The following is an 18,868-nucleotide window of genomic DNA, read 5'->3' on the forward strand; positions in this document are numbered from 1 at the left end:
ACGACGTCGCCACCCGGCCGGGTACTGGCTCAGCTGTGCCGGGTACGGCGGCGCGGACGCTCGCCGCCCTCGCCACCCTCGCCGCCACCCTCGCCGCCGCCCTCGCCACGGTCGCCGCGCTCCGGGCCACGACCGCCCCGGTCGCCGCCGCGGTCACCACGGTCGCGCGGACCCCGGTCACCCCGGTCCCGGCCACCCGGACGCTCGCCACCGGCGGCCTCGTCGGCGGCCGGCGCCTCGGCGCCCTCCGGACGGACCTTGTCCAGGTAGATCTTGCCGCGGGCGTCGATGTCCGCGATCTCCACCTCGACCTTGTCACCGACGTTGAGGAAGTCCTCGACCCGCTCGACCCGCTTGCCGTCGCCCACCTTGGAGATGTGCAGCAGGCCGTCGCGGCCCGGCAGCAGCGAGATGAACGCGCCGAACGCGGCGGTCTTGACCACCGTGCCGAGGAACCTTTCGCCGGCCTTCGGCAGGGTCGGGTTGGCGATCCCGTTGATCCGGTCCACCGCCGCCTGGGCCGACGGGCCGTTGGTCGCGCCGACGTAGATCGTGCCGTCGTCCTCGATGGAGATCTCGGCGCCGGTCTCGTCCTGGATGGCGTTGATGGTCTGGCCCTTCGGGCCGATCACCATACCGATCTTGTCGACCGGGATCTTCACGGTGGTGACCCGCGGCGCGTAGTCCGACATCTCGGCCGGAGCCTCGATCGCCGCCCGCATCACGCCGAGGATGATCTGCCGGGCCTCGTTCGCCTGCTGCAGCGCGGCGGCGAGCACGTCCGACGGGATGCCGTTCAGCTTGGTGTCGAGCTGCAGCGCGGTGACGAACTCCGGGGTACCGGCGACCTTGAAGTCCATGTCACCGAACGCGTCCTCGGCACCGAGGATGTCGGTCAGCGTCACGTACTGGGTCTTGCCGTCCACCTCGTCGGAGATGAGCCCCATGGCGATGCCGGCGACCGGCGCCTTCAGCGGGACACCCGCGGAGAGCAGGGCCAGCGTCGAGGCACAGACCGAACCCATCGAGGTCGAGCCGTTCGAGCCGAGCGCCTCGGAGACCTGACGGATCGCGTAGGGGAACTCTTCGCGCGCCGGCAGCACCGGGATCAGCGCCCGCTCGGCGAGCAACCCGTGGCCGATCTCGCGCCGCTTCGGCGAGCCGACCCGGCCGGTCTCACCGGTCGAGTACGGCGGGAAGTTGTAGTTGTGCATGTAGCGCTTGCGGTTCTCCGGGGAGAGGGTGTCCACCATCTGCTCCATGCGCAGCATGTTCAGCGTGGTGACGCCGAGGATCTGGGTCTCGCCCCGCTCGAACAGCGCCGAGCCGTGCACCCGGGGCAGCACGCCGACCTCGGCGGTCAGCGGCCGGATGTCGCGCGGGCCGCGGCCGTCGATCCGGACCTGCTCGCGCAGGACCCGACCCCGGACCTCGGACTTGGTCAGCGACCGGAACGCAGCGCTGACCTCCTTCTCGCGCCCCTCGAAGCGCGGGTTGATCTCCTCCTGCACCCGGGCCTTGACCCGGTCCAGGGCCTCCTCGCGGTCCGCCTTGCCGGCGATCTGGAGGGCCTCGGCGACCTCGGCGCGGGCCGTCTGGGCGACCGCCTCGTAGACGTCGTCCTGGTAGTCGAGGAAGACCGGGAACTCGGTGACCGGCTTCGCGGAGACCTCGGCCAGCTCGCTCTGCGCGCGGCACAGCTCGCGGATCGCCGGCTTCGCGGCCTCCAGGCCGCTGGCCACGATCTCCTCGGTCGGCGCGGTCGCGCCACCGGCGATCAGCGCCACCGCGTTCGGCGTCGCCTCCGCCTCGACCATCATGATCGCGACTTCGCCGTCCGGCAGCGACCGGCCGGCCACGACCATGTCGAAGGTGGCGCGGGCCAGCTCCTCCAGGGTCGGGAAGGCCACCCACTGGCCGTCGATGTGCGCGACCCGGGTCGCCCCGATCGGGCCGGAGAACGGCAGGCCGGAGAGCTTGGTCGACATCGAGGCGGCGTTGATCGCCACCACGTCGTACGGGTGCTGCGGGTCGAGCGCGAGGATGGTCTCGACGACCTGGACCTCGTTGCGCAGGCCCTTGACGAACGACGGGCGCAGCGGCCGGTCGATCAGCCGGCAGGTGAGGATGGCGTCCTCGCTGGGCCGGCCCTCGCGGCGGAAGAACGAGCCGGGGATCCGGCCCGCGGCGTACATCCGCTCCTCGACGTCGACGGTCAGCGGGAAGAAGTCGAACTGCTCCTTCGGCTGCTTGCCGGCGGTGGTGGCGGAGAGGACCACCGTCTCGCCCAGCTGGGCGACAACGGAGCCGGCGGCCTGGCGGGCCAGCCGGCCGGTGGAGAAGGTGATCTCACGGGTGCCGAAGGACCCGTTGTCGATCACGGCGGTGCGGGATTCGGTGCCGAGTCTGGTCTCGGTCATGTGCTGTCGTGCTCCTTCGCGTCGTGGGCCCACGACACCGGAGCTGCTCAGACGGCCGGTCTTCGATCGAAGCGCCCGGGTGGCCGGCGTGATGCCGGGGTGCCCGGAGGCCACTACCGGAGACCGTACGCTGACCGGCTCCCTCTCGGGTGGTCGCGCGGCCCTGTTCTTCAGTGGTACCGGAACGGGGGAGCGGCCGCAGGCCACTCCCCCGTCACGTCATCGGCGCAGACCGAGCCGCTCGATGAGCGACCGGTAGCGGTTGATGTCCTTCTTCTGGACGTAGTTGAGCAGCCGACGGCGACGGCCGACCAGCAGCAGCAGCCCACGGCGGCTGTGGTGGTCGTGCTTGTGCACCTTCAGGTGCTCGGTGAGCTCGGCGATCCGCTTGGTGAGGACCGCGACCTGCACCTCCGGCGAACCGGTGTCGCCCTCGGCGGTCGCGTACTCCGCGCGGATCTTGCCCTTGGCTTCCTGGTCGAGCGCCATGTTCTCCCTGTTTCGGTGGGTTGATCACTGATGTCCGTCGTCGGGTCCGGAGGACGGGAGACGGACGAACCTCGCACCCGCGGCGTCGTGCAGGCACGCGAGGCCCCACGTCGGTCAGCCGACGTCCCCGCCAGACTACCAGCTCACCCCGGCCCCGCCCGGCGAAGGGCCGCGACACGGCCTCCGACGCGCTCAGCCGACCGCCCGCCGGGTCCGCTCGACGTCCTCGGCCATCTGCGCGATCAGCGGCTCGACCGCGTCGTAGCGGCGCTGCTCGCGCAGGTGGGCGACGAAGTCCAGGGCCAGCCGCTCGCCGTACAGGTCACCGGTGAAGTCCAGGGCGTACGCCTCCACCCGGCGCTCCCGGCCGGAGAAGGTCGGGTTGGTGCCGACCGACACGGCGGCGGCCAGCGGCTCCCGGTGCCCCCGACGGACCAGCCGGGCGGCGTAGACACCGTCGGCCGGGACCGCGGCGTACCGGTGGCAGAGCAGGTTGGCGGTGGGGTAACCCAGCTCACGCCCGCGCTGGTCGCCCCGGACCACCACGCCCTCCACCCGGTGCGGGCGGCCCAGCGCGGCCGCCGCGGCGCCCACGTCCCCGGCGTCAACGCAGGAGCGGATGTACGTCGAGGAGAAGACGGTGCCGGCCTCGGCGACCAGCGGGGCGCCCTCCACCCCGAAGCCGAAGGTGCGGCCGAGCCGTTCGAGCAGGGCGACGTCGCCGGCCGCCTTGTGCCCGAACCGGAAGTTGGCCCCCACCACGACCAGCGCGGCGTGCAGGTGCTCGACCAGGATGTCGTGCACGAACGCCTCGGCGGGCAGCCGGCAGAACTCCGGGGTGAACGGCACCACGCAGAGCACGTCCACGCCGAGCGCCTCGATCAGCTCGGCCTTGCGGGCCGGCTCGGTGAGCACGGCGGGGTGCGAACCGGGGCGGACCACCTCGGCCGGGTGCGGGTCGAAGGTGACCACCACCGACTTCACGCCCAGCTCCCGGGCCCGGGCCACGGCGTGCCCGATGGTCTCCTGGTGTCCCTTGTGCAGGCCGTCGAAGACGCCGATGGTGACGACCGACCGCCCCCAGCCACCGGGCGCCGCGTCGTACCCCCGCCACCGCTGCATGCCGTTCCTCCCCTGCTCTCCCCGCGCCGACCGCGGGCTGCTGCGCCCGGGCCGCCGGGCCGACCTCCGCCGGCCCGGCGGCCGGCGGCCCCACGCCCCGCCCGTCAGGCCGGGGCGAGCACGATCTCCGCGCGGGCCCGGCCGTCCCGCTCGCTGACGATAGCGATCAGGCCGCCGCCCGGACCGAAGACGGCGTACGGCCCGGCGATGCCGACCGGGTCGAGCGGACCGCCGTGGGAGAGCGCCTTCGCCTCGTCGGCGGTCGCGTCCCGGCGCGGGAAGTACCGGTCGGCGGCCGCGTCGAGCGGCAGGTTGACCACCTCGGGCGCGCGCTGTTCCAGCTGTTCGAGGGTGGCCGCCTCGGCGAGGGTGAACCCGCCGACCGCGGTACGCCGCAGCGCGGTCAGGTGCCCGCCCACCCCGAGGGCCAGGCCCGCGTCCCGGGCGAGGGCACGGATGTACGTCCCGGACGAGCAGGTCACGTCGACGTCCACGTCCACCACGTCCGGGGTGTCCCGGCGGATGGCGAGGACGTCCAGGCGGGAGACGGTGACCCGCCGGGCGGGCAGCTCGACGCTCTCCCCCTCGCGCACCCGCTTGTACGCCCGCTGACCGTTGATCTTGATGGCGCTGACCGCGCTCGGGACCTGGTCGATCTCGCCGGTGAGCGCGGCGAACGCCGCCCGCACCGCGTCGTCGGTGAGCTTGCCGGCCGGGGTGGTCGCGATCACGTCACCCTCTGCGTCGTCGGTGACGGTGGCCTGGCCGAGCCGGACGGTGGCGGTGTAGCTCTTGCCGGCCCCGATCACGTACGTCAGCAGCCGGGTGGCCCGGCCCACCCCGATCACCAGCACGCCGGTGGCCATCGGGTCGAGAGTGCCGCCGTGCCCGACCCGGCGGGTCTTCGCCAGTCGACGGATCCGCGCCACCACGTCGTGCGACGTCATGCCGCCGGGCTTGTCCACCACGATCAGACCCTCGGTGCTCACGACCGCCAAGCCTGCCAGACGGGGTCGCGCCGGCCGTCACCGCACGGCACAATGCCCGTGCGGTGGCGGTGCCACCCGTTCCTCCTCGTTCCCGGGAGCCCCGATGAGCACCCCGCCCTCGCACGAGCACCGCGCCCGGGTCGACCTGCCCGACTGGATGCGCAACCCCGAGCCGCCCCGCCGCACCCCCGGCCGGCTCCTCTCCCGGCTGGTGGAGGCCGTCCCGGCGCTCCGGGACGCGCGGCGCGCGGTGTGGCGGTGGCGGGACCGCGCCCGGTTCAGCGATAAGCACCCGGTGGTCTCGGCGATCGTGTCGTTCGTCGTCGTCGCCGTGGTGGCCACGCTGCTGGTCGGCGGCGCCCTGTACCTGTTCGGCCGGATGATGGCCGGCGATCTCTGACCGCCCCGGGTGCGGGCGACGACGGTCACCGGAAACCGGGCAGCGCGCCGGCCGACCCGGGTGCGACGATCATGCGCCCCATTTCGCCCACCTCTGGGACGACGCATGACCGACGACCAGCCGTCCACCACTTCCGAACGGCCGGCGGTGGCCACCGCCGAGCCGGTGCGCCTGCCGTCCTGGATGCGGGAGTCCGACACACCGCAGGAGGTGACCCCCTCCGAACGGCGGCGGCTCACCTGGGCGCGGCACCGCGGCAAGCTGCTGGTCGGCATCGTCGCGGCGGTGGCCGTCGTCCTGGTCGCGGCGGTGGGTCTCTACGGGTACGCCGTCGTGGAGGTCGTCCGCACCGCCACGCCACCGTCGCCCTCGCCCGTGCCCACCAGCACCATCGGCGAACCGCGGGACCATTTCGCCGGCACCCCCGCGGCCGACTTCCGGGTCGGGGAGAAGGGCATCGTGTTGCCGCCGGCCCGGGCCACCGGCCCGTTCGGCGCGGCGCAGGTGCGCAGCACGTTGGCCAGGGTGCGGCAGGCGCTGATCGCGGCCCGGCTGGACACCTCGATGCTGGTCGGCGACAACGAGCCGTTCCTCGCCCTGCTGGCGGAGGACGCCCGGGAGCCCCTGGTGCCGCAGTTCGCCGACAGCACCTTCCTGAACTACGCCACCCGGATGGACTCGCGCACCGACTGGGCACCCGACCCCCGCGTCTCCGGGAAGATGACCTACCGCGCCACCGAGGACGCGGACGGCGTCCGGGTGCTCGAGGTGACCACCCGCTTCGCCTGGGTGTACGCCTTCGACATGTACCTCGGCAAGAACGTCCCGCCGGGGGCCCACCTGGTGGTCATCCGGGACACGCAGGTCTGGACCATGCCCCATCCCGACGACGTCCCGGCGTCGGCGCGCGGCCTGTGGCTGGAGACGGCGGAGGCCACCGTCTGGAACGCCGACTGCTCCAAGATCAGGAACGGCTTCGTCGACCTGGAGCCCTCGTTTCCCGGCGGCGGCCGGCGCGGTACGGCGGACCCGCAGGACGTCTTCGACCCGGAGCGGCCCAGCCGGGCCACCGAGTCCTGCTGAGCACCGGCGACCACCCGGCCGACACCGGCCGGGCGGCTCCTGGACCGCCCGGCTCCGGAACCGCCCACCTGGACCACCCGGGCTTCCGGGTCGGACGGCTCGCCGGGGCCGTCAGCGGACCGCGCCGACCACCGCCCACCCGCCGGAGCGCAGCCGCAGCAGCAGCGCGGCCAGCCGGATCACGATGAACAGGGTGAGCCCGGCCCAGATCCCGCCGAGCCCGAGGTCCAGCCCGTAGGCGAGCCAGATCGCCGGCAGGAAGCCGCCGAGCGCCGCGACGATGGTGAGGTTGCGCAGGTAGCGCACGTCGCCGGCGCCGATCAGCACCCCGTCGAGGGCGAAGACCACCCCGGCCAGCGGCTGCATCGCCACGAACCACGGCCAGGCCACCATGGCCTGGTCGCGTACCTGTGGGTCGGAGCTGAACAGGGCCGGCAGCACGCCCGCGCCGGCCGCTATCAGCACCCCGAACGCGACGCCGCAGACGCCGCCGAGCAGGGCGAACCGGCGGGCCAGGGCCCGCGCGCCGGCGTCGTCGCCGGCGCCGAGCGCCGAGCCGATCAGCGCCTGCGCGGCGATGGCGAGGGCGTCGAGCACCAGGGCGGTGAAGAACCACAGCTGCAGCGCGATCTGGTGGGCGCCCACGGCGGCGGCGCCGAACCGGGCGGCGACCGCGGTGGCCGAGAGGAAGCTGGCCTGGAAGGCCAGGCCGCGGACCAGCAGATCCCGGCTGAGCGCCAACTGCTGCCGGATCAGTCGCGGCCGGGGCCGCAGGGAGACCCGCTCGCGGACCAGCGCCGCGGCGAAGAGCCCGCCGGAGAGCGTCTGCGCCACCGCGTTGGCCACCGCCGAGCCGACCAGCCCGAGCCCGGCGGGATAGACCAGCAGCGGGCAGAGCAGCGCGGAGAGCAGGTTGGGCACGAGCACGAAGAGCAGCGGGCGACGGGTGTCCTGGATACCGCGCAGCCAGCCGTTACCGGCCGCGGCCAGCAGCAGGCCGGGCGCGCCGAGCGCCGCGATCCGCAACCACTGCGCGGCCGCGCCGGCCACGTCGTCCCCACCGCCGACGAGGGTACGCGCCAACGCCCCGCCGCCGAGCTGCATGCCGAGCGCCACCACCACCCCGGCCCCGAGGGCGAGCCAGGAGGCCTGGACGCCCTCGGCCACCGCCGCGGCCCGATCGCCGGAGCCGAAGCGCCGGGCGACCCGGCCGGTGATCCCGTACGCGAGCACGGTGCCGAGCCAGGCGGTCAGGGTCATCACGGTGCCGCCGACGGCCAGCGCGGCGAGCGGCACCCGGCCGAGGTGCCCCACCACGGCGGTGTCGACCAGCACGTAGAGCGGCTCGGCGGCGAGCACCACCAGGGCGGGCAGGGCGAGGGCGGCGATCCGGCGCGGCGGCGTGATCGCGGTGGCGGTGGCGAACTGGCTCATCGCCGCCGATCCTGGCACGCGGGCGGTAAGGATCGCAATACCTTTGACCACTTACTCCTGAACTGCGTGGCCGCGCCGGTGGGCCGTACCCTGGGCCGGTGACCCTGCCCCTGCCCGACGGCGAGTTCCAGGCCTACCTCTTCGACTGCGACGGCACCATCGCCGACTCGATGCCGCTGCACCACGTCGCCTGGCAGCGGGCCCTGGGCGAGTGGGGCTGCGAGCTCCCCGAGGAGCTCTTCTACGCCTGGGGCGGCCGGCCCGTCGCCGACATCGTCGCCACCCTCAACGAACGGCACGGACTGGCCATGCCGACGGAGGCCGTCGCCCGCCTCCGGGAGGACCTCTTCCAGGAACTCCTGCCGCAGGTCGCCGCCGTCCCCGAGGTCCTGGCGCACATCCACGAGGCCCACGGGCGGCTCCCCTTCGGGGTGGTCTCCGGCAGCACCCGGGAATCCGTCACCGCCTCGCTCACCGCGCTCGACCTGCTCGACCGGTTCGACGTGCTGGTGTGCGCCGGCGACTACGCGCGGGCCAAGCCGGACCCGGAGTCGTACCTGCTCGCGGCCCGACTCCTCGATGTCCCGGCGCGGTCCTGCCTGGTCTTCGAGGACACCGACCTCGGCATCCAGGCCGCGACCGCCGCCGGGATGGCCTCGGTACGCGTCCCGCCGCCCTGGCGGCGACGCACGACCGGCCACCGGCCGGCGTAGGCGTCAGTCGGGTGGCCGACCGGACGGGATGCGACGACGTCCACCGGCGCCGGGCCGCCCGGTTCGCACCGCGCCAGCTGCCCGGGCGGCGCAGCGGGGAGGGGCTCAGCGCTCCGGCAGCGTGTCCAGCCACCGACGGACCTGGCCACGGCTGCGCAACCGGACCACCGGCAGCCGCGGCGCGTGCGTGGCGACGGCGGCGAGGACCCGCGGCCGGGAGCGGCGGGGATACTGCCGGACGGAGCGCAGGAAGTCCAGGTCGAGCCGCTCGGGGCAACCGGCGGCCAGGTCCGGCCGGCCGGCGGAGCGGGGGTCCCGGCGACGGTGGACCACCCGGGCGAGGCAGAGCGGCCGGGGCGACCCAGCCGGGACGCCAGAAGTGCCGGTCGAGATGGATCAGCGGGAGATCGAGCCGGCGCGCGACGGAACGGGCCAGGGTGCTCTTGCCGGCGCCGGCGCAGCCGGCGATGAGGATCCTGCGCACCCGGGTGACGGTACCGACGGCCGCGTCGTCAGCCCACCGGTCGCGGCCGGTCGCGTCCGCGGCGGGAGATGTCCCGGGGAGCGGCATGACGCTCCGTCTTGTTCATGACGGACGATCATCCGGCTCGTCGGAGTTGTCCGTTGGAGGCGTCTCAGGCCGGCGGGACGGGCCGGGACCGGCCGGAGTGGTCACGGCGCGAGGTGTGCTCCGAGGGGCGGTGACGTCGAAGACGCGGGACGTCGGCGGCGTCACCGCCGGTCGGCCAGCGTCACTGACGGGTGTCCATCGAGGTCTGCAGGGCGCGGCGCATCTGCTCGCGCGCCTCGTCGGTGCTCTCGGACTTGGGCTTGGTCGCCATGGGAGTTCCCTTTCCAGGGTGCGGACCACCGGGAAGGTGGCCCTACGGGCGGTCCTGCTGAGCGCCGGAGGGCGGTCCGGGATCACCGGAGCGGCTCGCCTGGCAGCGTGAGCCCGGGTCGGTCTGACCCTGGAGGGAGGCGGCACCGGGTGCGGCACCACCGCCCACGACCTGCGCCGCGCGGCGGCACCGGTCGTTCCCAAGTTAACGTTCACTTTCCACATGCTGTCCACTGTTCCCAAGATTTGGACAACCGAATGCTCAGCGGGCGAGGAGGTGCCAGCCCAGCCACCACCAGAAGCCGAACACCCCGATCCGGCCGACCGGCACCGGGCCGACCTCGTAGCGCATCACGTACGCGCAGACATCGCCGAGCGACGGCACCCGGGAGCCTGGGCGGCGGGACACCCATTCGACCACGGCGAAGAGCGCCAGCGCGGCGAGGAAGCCGGCGACGGCGAGGACGCGCATCATCGGCGCACCAGCCCCCAGAACGCGGCCAGCCAGGCGAACCAGGCGGCCGAGCGGACCAGCTCGTCCTCCAGCAGCGGATCCGCCAGCCGGGAGAAGGTGGGGAACTCGTCGCCCACCGACATCACGAACGTGGCGCCCTCGAGGACGCCGAAGACCGCGACCGGGAGCACCCACCAGATCGCGCCCGGGCTCAGCCGGCGCGGTGGCGGCCGCCGGGGCACCCGGTTGCCGAGGCCGAGCCAGATCAGCGCCCCGCCGGTGCTCAACGTCCAGAGGTTGGCCTGCGCCGAGAAGGAGGGGAACTGCCCGCCGACCAGCGAAAGGCAGGCCAGCACCGGCGCTGTGACGACCGGTCGGTCCCACGCGCGCGGGGCCTCGACGGTGAGCTCGTGCGGCTGCTCCATCCTCCGATTCTCCCCGCGCCCACCCAGCGCGGGAAGACCGACACCCACCGCAGTCGATCCGGGGTGGGGTCAGGACGTGATCAGCGCGCCGTCGAGCTCGGCCCGGATGCGCCCGGCGACGTCGTCCGCGCCGCCGCGCCCGGTGAAGCCGGCGGCGAAGCGGTGCCCGCCACCGCCGAGCGCCACCGCGACCCGGCTGACGTCGACCGCGCCCTTGCTGCGCATGGAGACCGCCCACTCGTCGGCGGCGACCTGCTTCAGCACGACCGCCACGTCGGCCTCGGCGGTGCACCGGACCGAGTCGATCAGCGCCTCCAGCACGTACGGCCGCTGGTCGTGCCGGGCCAGGTCGTCCAGGGTCGCGTACGTCCAGACCAGGCCGTGGCCGGCGGCGGCCGCCGGCTCCAGCCGGGCCCGGCCCAGCACCTCGCCGAAGAGCCGGACCGCCCCGAACGGCCGGCTGTCGAAGACCCGGCGGGAGATGTCGCCCGGCCGGATGCCGGTGGCCAGCAGCCGCGCGGCGAGCTGGTGCACCGCGGGGGTGGTGGCCTCGAACCGGAACGAGCCGGTGTCCGTGGTCAGCGCGACGTAGAGGCAGGCGGCGATCTCCGCGTCCAGCGGCACGTCGAGCCGGGCCAGGAGTTCCTCGGCGACCACCGAGGTGGCCGCGGCCGTCGGGTCCACCAGGTGGACGTCGCCGAAGCCGGTGTTGGAGGCGTGGTGGTCCAGCACCAGCACCGGCCCGTCGATGTCCAGCCGGTCGACCAGCTCACCCAGCCGCGACTCGCTGGCCGCGTCGAAGCAGACCACCAGGTCCGGATCCGGGTACGCCCCGGTCGCCGGCACCAGCAGGTCGAGACCGGGCAGCCAGCGGAACGGTTCGGGCACCTCGGGCGGGCCGGGGAAGGTCGCCTGAAGCTGGCGTGCGCCGAGCCGGCGCAGGCCCAGCGCGAAGCCGAGCATGCTGCCCAGCGCGTCACCGTCCGGGTTGACGTGACAGATCAGCAACACCCGGGCGTCGGCCGGCAGCGCGCGTACCGCCGCGACCGCGGCGGCCCAGTCAGCCTCAGTCGGGCCGGTCGGCACCGACTCGGTGAGCAGGCCACCGACCGCGCCCGGGGAGCCGGTCACCGCCGGTCCGTGGCGGGCGGGGTGTCGTCCTCGTCGTCCTCGGTGTCGGCGTCCTCGTCCTCGTCCAGCCGGTACGGCTGGGCCTCGCCCGCGTACTTCGCCTGGGCGGCCAGCCGCTGCACCTCCGCGTCGGCGGTGCGGGCCTGGACGAGCAGGTCGTCGATGTGCTTGACCTGATCCTGCACGTCGTCGAGGACGAAGGTCAGGGTCGGCGAGTGGCGCAGGCCGAGCGCCTTGCCGACGGTGCTGCGCAGCATGCCCTTCGCGCTCTCCAACGCGGCGGCGGTGCTGGACTGGGCGGCCGCGTCACCGAGCACGGTGTAGAAGACCGTGGCGTCGCGCAGGTCGGCGGTGATCCGGGCGTCGGTGATGGTGATCATCCCGAGCCGGGGGTCCTTGATCTGGCTCCGCACCACCGACGCGACCAGTTCGCGAATGCGCTCCGCGTGCCGGCGTACCTTGGCCGGATCCGTCATCTCCCCCACCTCCAGGGCATCCTGCTCCCGGCCGGAGCGACGGCGCGGGGCGCCGCCGGGTCCGACCGCCCAACACCTCGCACACTACCCGCGCGGCCGGGCCGGTCGCGCGTCCCCGGCGGTGGCGAGGGTCACCCTCAGTCGTCCTCGCCGTACAGCTTGCGGCGGACGGAGAGCAGCTCGGCCTCGGGGCGCCCGGCCACCAGGCGCTCGCAGGCGTCTAGCACCTCGCGGACGTGCGCCGCCTCGGCGGCCACCACGGCCACCCCGATCTCGGCCCGACCGTGCAGGTCGAGCGCTCCCACCTCGGCAGCCGAGACCTCGAAGCGGCGCAGCGCCGCCACGATCGGCCGTACATATGATCTCTTGGCCTTGAGCGACCGGGAGTCGCCCGGCAGCAGCAGGTCGAAGACCGCGGTTCCGGTGAACATCACCCCGGACGTTACGGACACCCCCGGACACGATCAAGGGGTTTACGCCGTTCGGCGTAAACCCCTTGATCAGCGTGTCACCGCCGGATCAGGCGCGAGCCTTCTCCCGCATCTCGAAGGTCTCGATGATGTCGCCGACCTGGACGTTGTTGTAACCGCCCAGAGTCAGACCACACTCGAAGCCCTCGCGGACCTCCGTGGCGTCGTCCTTGAACCGCTTGAGCGAGGTGATCGTGAGGTTGTCCGCCACGACCGCCCCGTCCCGCAGCAGCCGCGCCTTGGCGTTGCGGCGGAGGATGCCGGACCGGACGATACAGCCGGAGATGTTGCCGATCTTGGACGAGCGGAACACGTCGCGGATCTCCGCGGAGCCCAGCTCGACCTCCTCGTACTCCGGCTTGAGCAGGCCCTTGAGCGCCGCCTCGATCTCCTCGATGGCCTGGTAGATGACGGTGTAGTACCGGATCTCCACGCCCTCGCGGTCGGCCATCTCACGGACCTTGTTGGAGGCCCGCACGTTGAAGCCGATGATCGTGACCGGCTCGGACGACGCGCTCGCGAGCATGACGTTGCTCTCGGTGATCGCGCCGACGCCCCGGTCGAGGACCTTGAGCTGGACCTCCTCGGGGATGTCGAGGTTGAACAGCGCGTCCTCGAGCGCCTCCACGGAACCGGAGACATCGCCCTTGAGGATGAGGTTGAGCGACGTCTTCTCGCCCTCCTTGAGCTGCTCCATGAGCGTCTCGAGGGTGGCCCGGCCACGGGAGTTGGCGAACGCCGCCGCCCGCCGTCGCGCCTGCCGCTGCTCGGCGATCTGCCGAACCGTACGGTCGTCCGCCGCGGCCAGGAAGGTGTCGCCCGCGCTCGGCGGCGCGGTGAGACCCAGCACCATGACCGGACGGGCCGGACCGGCCTCGGGGACCTGGTTGCCGTTCTCGTCGAGCATCGCCCGGACCCGGCCGTGCGCCCCACCGGCGACGATCGAGTCGCCCGCCCGTAGGGTGCCCTTCTGCACCAGCACCGTCGCCACCGCACCGCGGCCCTTGTCCAGGTGCGCCTCGATGGCGACACCCTGCGCCGGCCCGTCGATCGGAGCGGTCAGCTCCAGCGACGCGTCGGCGGTGAGCAGGACGGCCTCGAGGAGAGCCTCGATGCCGGTGCCCTGCTTGGCAGCCACGTTGACGAACATGGTCTCGCCGCCGTACTCCTCGGCGACCAGGCCGTACTCGGTCAGCTGCTGGCGGACCTTGTCCGGGTTGGCCTCCGGCTTGTCGACCTTGTTGACCGCGACCACGATCGGCACGTCGGCCGCCTTGGCGTGGTTCAACGCCTCGATGGTCTGCGGCATGACGCCGTCGTCGGCCGCGACCACCAGGATCACGATGTCCGTGACCTGGGCACCACGGGCACGCATGGCGGTGAACGCCTCGTGACCCGGGGTGTCGATGAAGGTCACCGCGCGGTCCTCGCCCTCGTGCGGGACGTGGACCTGGTAGGCACCGATGTGCTGGGTGATGCCACCGGCCTCGCCGGCCACGACGTTCGCCTTGCGGATCGCGTCGAGCAGCTTGGTCTTACCGTGGTCGACGTGACCCATGACGGTCACCACCGGCGCACGGCTGACCAGGCGCTCCTCGGCCACCTCCGCGTCGAGGTCGATGTTGAACTGCGCGAGCAGCTCGCGGTCCTCGTCCTCCGGGCTGACGATCTGCACGTCGAAGCCGAGGTGCTCACCCAGCAGGTGCAGGGTGTCGTCGGAGCAGGACTGGGTCGCGGTGACCATCTCGCCCAGGTTGAACATCTCCTGGACCAGCGAACCCGGGTTGGCGTTGATCCTGTCGGCGAAGTCCGACAGCGACGCGCCACGGGAGAGCCGGACGACCTGACCCTGACCCCGGGGGGCGCCCGAGCTCATGGCCGGAGCCGACAGGTTGTCGAACTCCTGTCTGCGCTGCTTCTTGGACTTGCGACCACGGGTCGGCCGGCCACCCGGACGCCCGAAGGCACCCGCGGCACCGCCGCCACGGCCACGGCCACCGCCACCGGGACGACCGCCGCCGCCGGCCGGAGCACCCGGACGGAAACCGCCGCCCGGAGCACCACCGCCGCCACCGGGGCCACCGCGGTAGCCACCGCCACCGCCACCGGGACCGCCACCGGGACCGCCGCGGAAGCCACCGCCACCGCCGCCGCCACCGGGACCGCCGCGGAAGCCACCGCCACCGGCGCCGCCACCGCCACCGGGACGACCCGCGCCGCCACCGGGGCCGCGACCGGCGCCACCGGGGCCGGGGCGACCCGTGGCGGGACGCTGGCTCGGCATGGACGCCGGGCTGGGCCGCGGCGGCATGGAGGCCGGGCTGGGCCGCGGCGGCATGCCCGCCGGGCCGGGCCGGGGACCGCCAGCACCGGCGGCCGGCGGCCGCTGCTGCTGACCGCCCTGGATGCCGAACGGGTTGTTACCGGCGCCGCGCGCCGGCGGACGACCGCCCGGCCGGGCACCCGGGGTCGGGCCACCGGGACGACCGGCGGCCGGGGTACCCGGACGCGACGGCACGGCGTTCGGGCTCGGACGCGGACCCGGACGGGGACCACCCTCGGTCGGGGGCTCCCGTCGAACGTTCTCACGCTGCTGCTGGCGGGCGGCCTGCGCGGCCTTGACCGCGGCCTCCTGCTCAGCCTTCAGCGCCGAGGCGCGCGCCTCGGCGGCGGCCACCTCGATGTCGTGCGCGCTCGCCGGCTTGGCGACCGGGGTCACCGGCTGCGGCGGGCCGGGGACCGGGCCCTTGGGCTTCGGTCCAGGGGTCGGCGCGGCCGGCCGCCGGGGCGGCATCGGCCTGGCCGAGACCCGGGGGGCATCCGGGGTCGGGGACGGCGTCGGGGTCGGTGCCGGGCTCGGGGCGGCCGCCGCCGGGGCGGTCGGCGCCGAGGAACCACCGGCGGACGCGACGAAAGCGCCACGCAGCCGTCGGGCGACGGGCGCCTCGACTGTGCTGGACGCGGACTTCACGAACTCGCCCATTTCCTTCAGCTTGGCGAGCACTGTCTTGCTCTCGACCCCGAGCTCCTTAGCAAGCTCGTGTACGCGGGCCTTACCTGCCACTGCACTCCTCACTCCGAGGTCGTGCGGGCAGTACCCGCAGCGACCTCACTCCTGCACTTGAAGCCTGGTCATTTCAGGGACTTCATCGTGTGCTCATGTCGGTCGTCCTACCTTGCTAGCGACCCTCGCCCGGTCGGTTTGACCGGACGTCGTGGTTGGCGCGTCGACGTACTCCGCGACGGCGCCGTGGTCGGGGACCCCGGTGATGCGCAGCGCACGCCCGAAGGCGCGACGCCGCACCGCCAGCGCGAAGCAGGCCGGATCCGGGTGCATGTTCGCTCCCCGACCCGGCAGGCTGCGAGTCGGATCGGGTCGGAGTCTGTGACCAGCCCCGTCGCCGATCGCGACGATCCGCAGCAATTCGCTGGCCGGCGCACGTCGCCGGCAACCCACACAGGTGCGCTCCGGCTGCGCGCGTCGTACCACTGGAGTAAGTCTACCCCTAGCTGCCGGAGATCGCGCCGCCCGGCTCCGGGACGTGATCAGCTTCGCTCCGACCGGCCGCGCTGGTCTGCTCCGCGTCGGAGCGGATGTCGATCCGCCAACCGGTCAGCCGGGCAGCAAGTCGGGCATTCTGCCCTTCGCGGCCGATGGCGAGCGAGAGCTGGAAGTCCGGTACGGTCACCCGGGCGGTCCGGCTGGCCAGGTCGACCACCTCGACCCGCAGCGCCTTGGCCGGCGACAGGGCGTTGCCGACGAAGGTAGCCGGGTCGTCCGACCAGTCGATGATGTCGATCTTCTCACCGTGCAGCTCGCTCATCACCGCGCGGACCCGCTGGCCCATCGGGCCGATGCAGGCGCCCTTGGCGTTCACGCCCTGGATGGTGGAGCGCACCGCGATCTTGGTGCGGTGACCCGCCTCACGGGCGATTGCACCGATCTCCACGGCGCCGTCGGCGATCTCCGGCACCTCCAGCGCGAAGAGCTTCTTCACCAGCGCCGGGTGCGACCGGGACAACGTGATCTGCGGCCCGCGCATTCCCTTGGCCACGTGCACCACGACGCAGCGGATCCGCTCGCCGTGCGCGTACCGCTCGCCGGGCACCTGCTCGGACTGCGGCAGCACGCCCTCCACCTTGCCGAGGTCGACGCTGACGATGCCCTTCTCGGCCCGCGCCTCGTGCGCCTGCACCACGCCGGTGACCAGGTCGCCGTCGCGGCCGACGTACTCGCCGAAGTGCACCTCGTCGGTGGCCTCCCGCAGCCGCTGGAGGATCACCTGCTTGGCGGTCATCGCCGCGATCCGGCCGAAGTCGTGCGGTGTGTCGTCCCACTCCCGCACCACGGTGCCGTCGTCGTCCAACTCCTGGGCGTAGACCAGGGCGGCGCCCGTCTTACGGTCGATCTCCACCCGGGCGTGCAGCTCTGCGCCGTCGGTGTGCCGGTAGGCGGTCAGCAGCGCGGTCTCGATCGCCGCGAGAATCGTGTCGAACGGGATCTCCCGCTCGCGCTCGAGTGCGCGCAGCGCCGCGAGGTCGATGTTCACCTCTCCTCGTCCTCCACATCATCTTCGTCGTCGTCGGTGTCGTCGGTGTCGTCGCCGAACTCGTCGTCAGCCACCTCGTCGAGGCGGCTGAACTCGACCTGCACCCGTCCGGGGCCCAGTTCGGCGTAAGTGTGTTCCGCACGGCCGGAGTCGGTCTCCAGCACCACGCGCTCGTCGTCGGCCTCGATCACCCGGCCGGTGACCTGGCGGTCCCCCGTGGGCTGCCCGTCGCGCTGCTCCGGCAGGGCCGCACCGGCCCGCACGGTCACCTTGACCAGCCGGCCGACGTTGCGCCGCCAGTGCCGGGGCAGGGTCAGGGGGCGGTCCACGCCCGGGGAGCTGACCTCGAGCTGGTACTCCCCCGCCACGATGTCGCCGCCGGACTCCTCGGCCGCGTCCAGCGCCGCGGAAACCGCCCGGGAGACGTCTGCGACGCCGTCCAGGTTGATCCCGCCGTCGGCGTCGACGATCACGCGTACGACGTGCCGCCGGCCGGCCCGGGAGACGGAAAGGTCCTCCAGGTCGTACCCGGCCTGCGTGATCACCGGCTCGATCACCTCGCGCAGTCGGGCCCGCCGCGCCGCGAGGTCACCGCCCCGGGGTGCGCCCGCACGGTCCCCGCCCCGCGGGCCGTCGGAACGACGGGGTCGACCCGCCGGCCCCGTCGGCCTGGTGGCACGACCACGCTGCGTCATCTGGCGCACCCTTCTCCTGATCGGCGACGGCCTGGTCGGCCTGCCACGCCGGTATGCCACCGGGGCGGACGCGCCGGAGGCTGCGCAGAGCGTAACGCGCCGCTCGGGCACCGGCCCGGGCGGCGCACCGACGTCGTCGCCCACGTACCGGGGTGGATGGTGTTGACTTGTCGGGTGGCGACGGGCAGAACGACGAGGCACGGCGGCGGAACGGGACGATCCCGGCGAACGGTGCTGCGCGCGGGAGCGCTCCTGGCGATCGGTGGCACGGCCGTACCGCTGACCGGCTGTGATCTTTTCGACGGCGACGAGCCCGCCCCGCCGCCCGACCCGCTGGAGCCCCTCGCCGGGGAGTCGCGGGAGCTGGCCGCCCGACACCGGGCGGCGATCGCCGCCGACCCGGGCCTGGCCGACCGGCTCACCCCGATCGCCGACGCCCACGCCGCGCACGCCGACGAGCTGTGGCGGGTGATCGGCCGCCCAGTCCCGTCCGGGTCGGCCGCGCCGACCACCGGCGCCGCCGGCACCGACCCGGACTCCCTGCTCGCCGGGCTCCGCGACGCGGAACAGCGCGGCCGGGAGACCGCGGCGAAGGCGTGCGCCGCCGCGCCGGGCGAGCGGGCCGCCCTGCTCGGCTCGATCGCCGCCGCCCGGGCCAGCCACCTGGAGGCACTGAAATGACCCGGCACGCGGCACCCTCCGGGCCCGCCGAGGCCCTGGCGGCGGCGCTGACCGCCGAGTACGCGGCGATCTTCGCCTACGGACCGATCGGGGTACGGCTGACCGACTCCGCCCGGCAGGCCGCCCGGGCGGCCGAGGCCGCCCACCGGGCCCGACGGGACGCGCTGGTGCTCCAGCTCAGCGCCGGCGGCGGTCAGGTCCCCGCCGACAAGGCCGGGTACGCGCTGCCGTTCCCGGTCACCGACCGGGCCAGCGCGCTGCGGCTGGCGGTGCAGATCGAGGAACGGACGGCGGCGTACTGGCGGGCCGCGCTGGCGGTCACCACCGGCGCCGACCGGACCCGGGCGCTCAACGCGCTGACCGACTGCGCCGTCCGGGCCACCCGGTGGCGGCGCACCGCGGGGGACACACCGGTCACCGTGCCCTTCCCCGGCCGCCCGACCTGAGCGCGGCGGTCGGCTCTCCGGTTGCGGTCCGCATACCAGGTATGCATAC

The 18,868-nt window shown here is 73.7% G+C and carries 20 protein-coding genes; 5 read left to right on the forward strand and 15 right to left on the reverse strand.

Annotated elements, in window-relative coordinates:
* Nucleotides 1-29: 29 nt before the first annotated feature.
* From ACLQ2U_RS04445 to truB, 4 genes are all read right to left on the reverse strand, one after another.
* Nucleotides 30-2,420: a polyribonucleotide nucleotidyltransferase gene (locus ACLQ2U_RS04445; protein WP_425749225.1), complete on the reverse strand. Its 2,391-nt coding sequence runs from the start codon at nucleotides 2,418-2,420 to the stop codon at nucleotides 30-32.
* Between the two features lie 219 nt (nucleotides 2,421-2,639).
* Nucleotides 2,640-2,909 (reverse strand): 30S ribosomal protein S15, encoded by a 270-nt coding sequence (gene rpsO / locus ACLQ2U_RS04450; RefSeq protein ID WP_425749226.1) that lies wholly within the window; start codon nucleotides 2,907-2,909, stop codon nucleotides 2,640-2,642.
* Between the two features lie 192 nt (nucleotides 2,910-3,101).
* Nucleotides 3,102-4,031, reverse strand: coding sequence for a bifunctional riboflavin kinase/FAD synthetase (locus ACLQ2U_RS04455; protein WP_425749227.1), 930 nt, complete (start codon nucleotides 4,029-4,031; stop codon nucleotides 3,102-3,104).
* 104 nt (nucleotides 4,032-4,135) lie between these two features.
* Entirely contained in the window at nucleotides 4,136-5,020 is an 885-nt protein-coding gene (gene truB, locus ACLQ2U_RS04460; protein WP_425749228.1) for a tRNA pseudouridine(55) synthase TruB, read from the reverse strand.
* Between the two features lie 103 nt (nucleotides 5,021-5,123).
* Between truB and ACLQ2U_RS04465 the strand changes: the two genes are divergently transcribed.
* Together ACLQ2U_RS04465 and ACLQ2U_RS04470 are read left to right on the forward strand one after the other, a co-directional pair.
* A complete protein-coding gene (locus ACLQ2U_RS04465) occupies nucleotides 5,124-5,420 on the forward strand; it encodes a hypothetical protein (protein WP_425749229.1) in 297 nt (98 codons plus the stop codon).
* Between the two features lie 105 nt (nucleotides 5,421-5,525).
* Nucleotides 5,526-6,503, forward strand: coding sequence for a hypothetical protein (locus tag ACLQ2U_RS04470; RefSeq protein ID WP_425749230.1), 978 nt, complete (start codon nucleotides 5,526-5,528; stop codon nucleotides 6,501-6,503).
* Between the two features lie 111 nt (nucleotides 6,504-6,614).
* Here the strand turns inward: ACLQ2U_RS04470 and ACLQ2U_RS04475 are convergent, their stop codons facing one another.
* Entirely contained in the window at nucleotides 6,615-7,937 is a 1,323-nt protein-coding gene (locus ACLQ2U_RS04475; RefSeq protein ID WP_425749231.1) for an MATE family efflux transporter, read from the reverse strand.
* A gap of 98 nt (nucleotides 7,938-8,035) precedes the next feature.
* Between ACLQ2U_RS04475 and ACLQ2U_RS04480 the strand changes: the two genes are divergently transcribed.
* On the forward strand, nucleotides 8,036-8,650 hold the full coding sequence (locus tag ACLQ2U_RS04480; protein WP_425749232.1) for an HAD family hydrolase: 615 nt from the start codon (nucleotides 8,036-8,038) through the stop codon (nucleotides 8,648-8,650).
* Nucleotides 8,651-8,755: 105 nt separating this feature from the next.
* Here ACLQ2U_RS04480 and ACLQ2U_RS04485 read toward each other — a convergent pair whose 3' ends face one another.
* The 10 genes from ACLQ2U_RS04485 to rimP form a co-directional block, all read right to left on the reverse strand.
* The gene (locus ACLQ2U_RS04485; RefSeq protein ID WP_425749233.1) at nucleotides 8,756-8,983 is read right to left on the reverse strand and encodes a hypothetical protein; all 228 of its coding nucleotides are present in this window, start codon (nucleotides 8,981-8,983) and stop codon (nucleotides 8,756-8,758) included.
* Nucleotides 8,984-9,753: 770 nt separating this feature from the next.
* Nucleotides 9,754-9,963, reverse strand: coding sequence for a DUF6186 family protein (locus ACLQ2U_RS04490; protein ID WP_425749341.1), 210 nt, complete (start codon nucleotides 9,961-9,963; stop codon nucleotides 9,754-9,756).
* Nucleotides 9,963-10,370 (reverse strand): hypothetical protein, encoded by a 408-nt coding sequence (locus ACLQ2U_RS04495; protein ID WP_425749234.1) that lies wholly within the window; start codon nucleotides 10,368-10,370, stop codon nucleotides 9,963-9,965. Before ACLQ2U_RS04495 ends, ACLQ2U_RS04490 begins: the two co-directional genes overlap by 1 nt.
* 69 nt (nucleotides 10,371-10,439) lie before the next feature.
* Nucleotides 10,440-11,471, reverse strand: a complete 1,032-nt coding sequence (locus ACLQ2U_RS04500; RefSeq protein WP_425749342.1) for a DHH family phosphoesterase — start codon at nucleotides 11,469-11,471, stop codon at nucleotides 10,440-10,442.
* Nucleotides 11,472-11,497: 26 nt separating this feature from the next.
* On the reverse strand, nucleotides 11,498-11,977 hold the full coding sequence (gene rbfA / locus ACLQ2U_RS04505; protein ID WP_425749235.1) for a 30S ribosome-binding factor RbfA: 480 nt from the start codon (nucleotides 11,975-11,977) through the stop codon (nucleotides 11,498-11,500).
* Nucleotides 11,978-12,114: 137 nt separating this feature from the next.
* Nucleotides 12,115-12,408 carry a DUF503 domain-containing protein gene (locus ACLQ2U_RS04510; RefSeq protein WP_425749236.1) on the reverse strand — a complete coding sequence of 98 codons (294 nt, stop codon included), beginning with the start codon at nucleotides 12,406-12,408 and terminating at the stop codon, nucleotides 12,115-12,117.
* Nucleotides 12,409-12,496: 88 nt separating this feature from the next.
* Entirely contained in the window at nucleotides 12,497-15,511 is a 3,015-nt protein-coding gene (infB, locus tag ACLQ2U_RS04515) for a translation initiation factor IF-2 (RefSeq protein ID WP_425749237.1), read from the reverse strand.
* A gap of 93 nt (nucleotides 15,512-15,604) precedes the next feature.
* Nucleotides 15,605-15,937, reverse strand: coding sequence for a YlxR family protein (locus ACLQ2U_RS04520; RefSeq protein ID WP_425749238.1), 333 nt, complete (start codon nucleotides 15,935-15,937; stop codon nucleotides 15,605-15,607).
* A 16-nt stretch (nucleotides 15,938-15,953) separates the two neighbouring features.
* The gene (nusA, locus tag ACLQ2U_RS04525) at nucleotides 15,954-16,997 is read right to left on the reverse strand and encodes a transcription termination factor NusA (RefSeq protein ID WP_425749239.1); all 1,044 of its coding nucleotides are present in this window, start codon (nucleotides 16,995-16,997) and stop codon (nucleotides 15,954-15,956) included.
* Nucleotides 16,994-17,692, reverse strand: a complete 699-nt coding sequence (rimP, locus tag ACLQ2U_RS04530; RefSeq protein ID WP_425749240.1) for a ribosome maturation factor RimP — start codon at nucleotides 17,690-17,692, stop codon at nucleotides 16,994-16,996. The genes nusA and rimP overlap by 4 nt, the downstream gene beginning before the upstream one ends.
* Before the next feature lie 231 nt (nucleotides 17,693-17,923).
* On the opposite strand from rimP, the gene ACLQ2U_RS04535 reads away from it, so the two are divergent.
* Nucleotides 17,924-18,373, forward strand: coding sequence for a hypothetical protein (locus tag ACLQ2U_RS04535; protein WP_425749241.1), 450 nt, complete (start codon nucleotides 17,924-17,926; stop codon nucleotides 18,371-18,373).
* Nucleotides 18,370-18,819 (forward strand): ferritin-like domain-containing protein, encoded by a 450-nt coding sequence (locus tag ACLQ2U_RS04540; protein WP_425749242.1) that lies wholly within the window; start codon nucleotides 18,370-18,372, stop codon nucleotides 18,817-18,819. Before ACLQ2U_RS04535 ends, ACLQ2U_RS04540 begins: the two co-directional genes overlap by 4 nt.
* Nucleotides 18,820-18,868 lie beyond the last annotated feature (49 nt).

The organism is Micromonospora sp. DT47, assembly GCF_049844475.1.
GTDB lineage: Bacteria > Actinomycetota > Actinomycetes > Mycobacteriales > Micromonosporaceae > Micromonospora.

Excerpts from the sequence above, each read along its gene's own strand:
- ACLQ2U_RS04445 (WP_425749225.1), bottom strand. The coding sequence starts at position 2,420 with ATGACCGAGACCAGACTCGGCACCGAATCCCGCACCGCCGTGATCGAC.
- rpsO (WP_425749226.1), bottom strand. The coding sequence starts at position 2,909 with ATGGCGCTCGACCAGGAAGCCAAGGGCAAGATCCGCGCGGAGTACGCG.
- ACLQ2U_RS04455 (WP_425749227.1), bottom strand. The coding sequence starts at position 4,031 with ATGCAGCGGTGGCGGGGGTACGACGCGGCGCCCGGTGGCTGGGGGCGG.
- ACLQ2U_RS04465 (WP_425749229.1), top strand. The coding sequence starts at position 5,124 with ATGAGCACCCCGCCCTCGCACGAGCACCGCGCCCGGGTCGACCTGCCC.
- ACLQ2U_RS04470 (WP_425749230.1), top strand. The coding sequence starts at position 5,526 with ATGACCGACGACCAGCCGTCCACCACTTCCGAACGGCCGGCGGTGGCC.
- ACLQ2U_RS04475 (WP_425749231.1), bottom strand. The coding sequence starts at position 7,937 with ATGAGCCAGTTCGCCACCGCCACCGCGATCACGCCGCCGCGCCGGATC.
- ACLQ2U_RS04490 (WP_425749341.1), bottom strand. The coding sequence starts at position 9,963 with ATGCGCGTCCTCGCCGTCGCCGGCTTCCTCGCCGCGCTGGCGCTCTTC.
- ACLQ2U_RS04495 (WP_425749234.1), bottom strand. The coding sequence starts at position 10,370 with ATGGAGCAGCCGCACGAGCTCACCGTCGAGGCCCCGCGCGCGTGGGAC.
- rbfA (WP_425749235.1), bottom strand. The coding sequence starts at position 11,977 with ATGACGGATCCGGCCAAGGTACGCCGGCACGCGGAGCGCATTCGCGAA.
- ACLQ2U_RS04510 (WP_425749236.1), bottom strand. The coding sequence starts at position 12,408 with ATGTTCACCGGAACCGCGGTCTTCGACCTGCTGCTGCCGGGCGACTCC.
- rimP (WP_425749240.1), bottom strand. The coding sequence starts at position 17,692 with ATGACGCAGCGTGGTCGTGCCACCAGGCCGACGGGGCCGGCGGGTCGA.
- ACLQ2U_RS04540 (WP_425749242.1), top strand. The coding sequence starts at position 18,370 with ATGACCCGGCACGCGGCACCCTCCGGGCCCGCCGAGGCCCTGGCGGCG.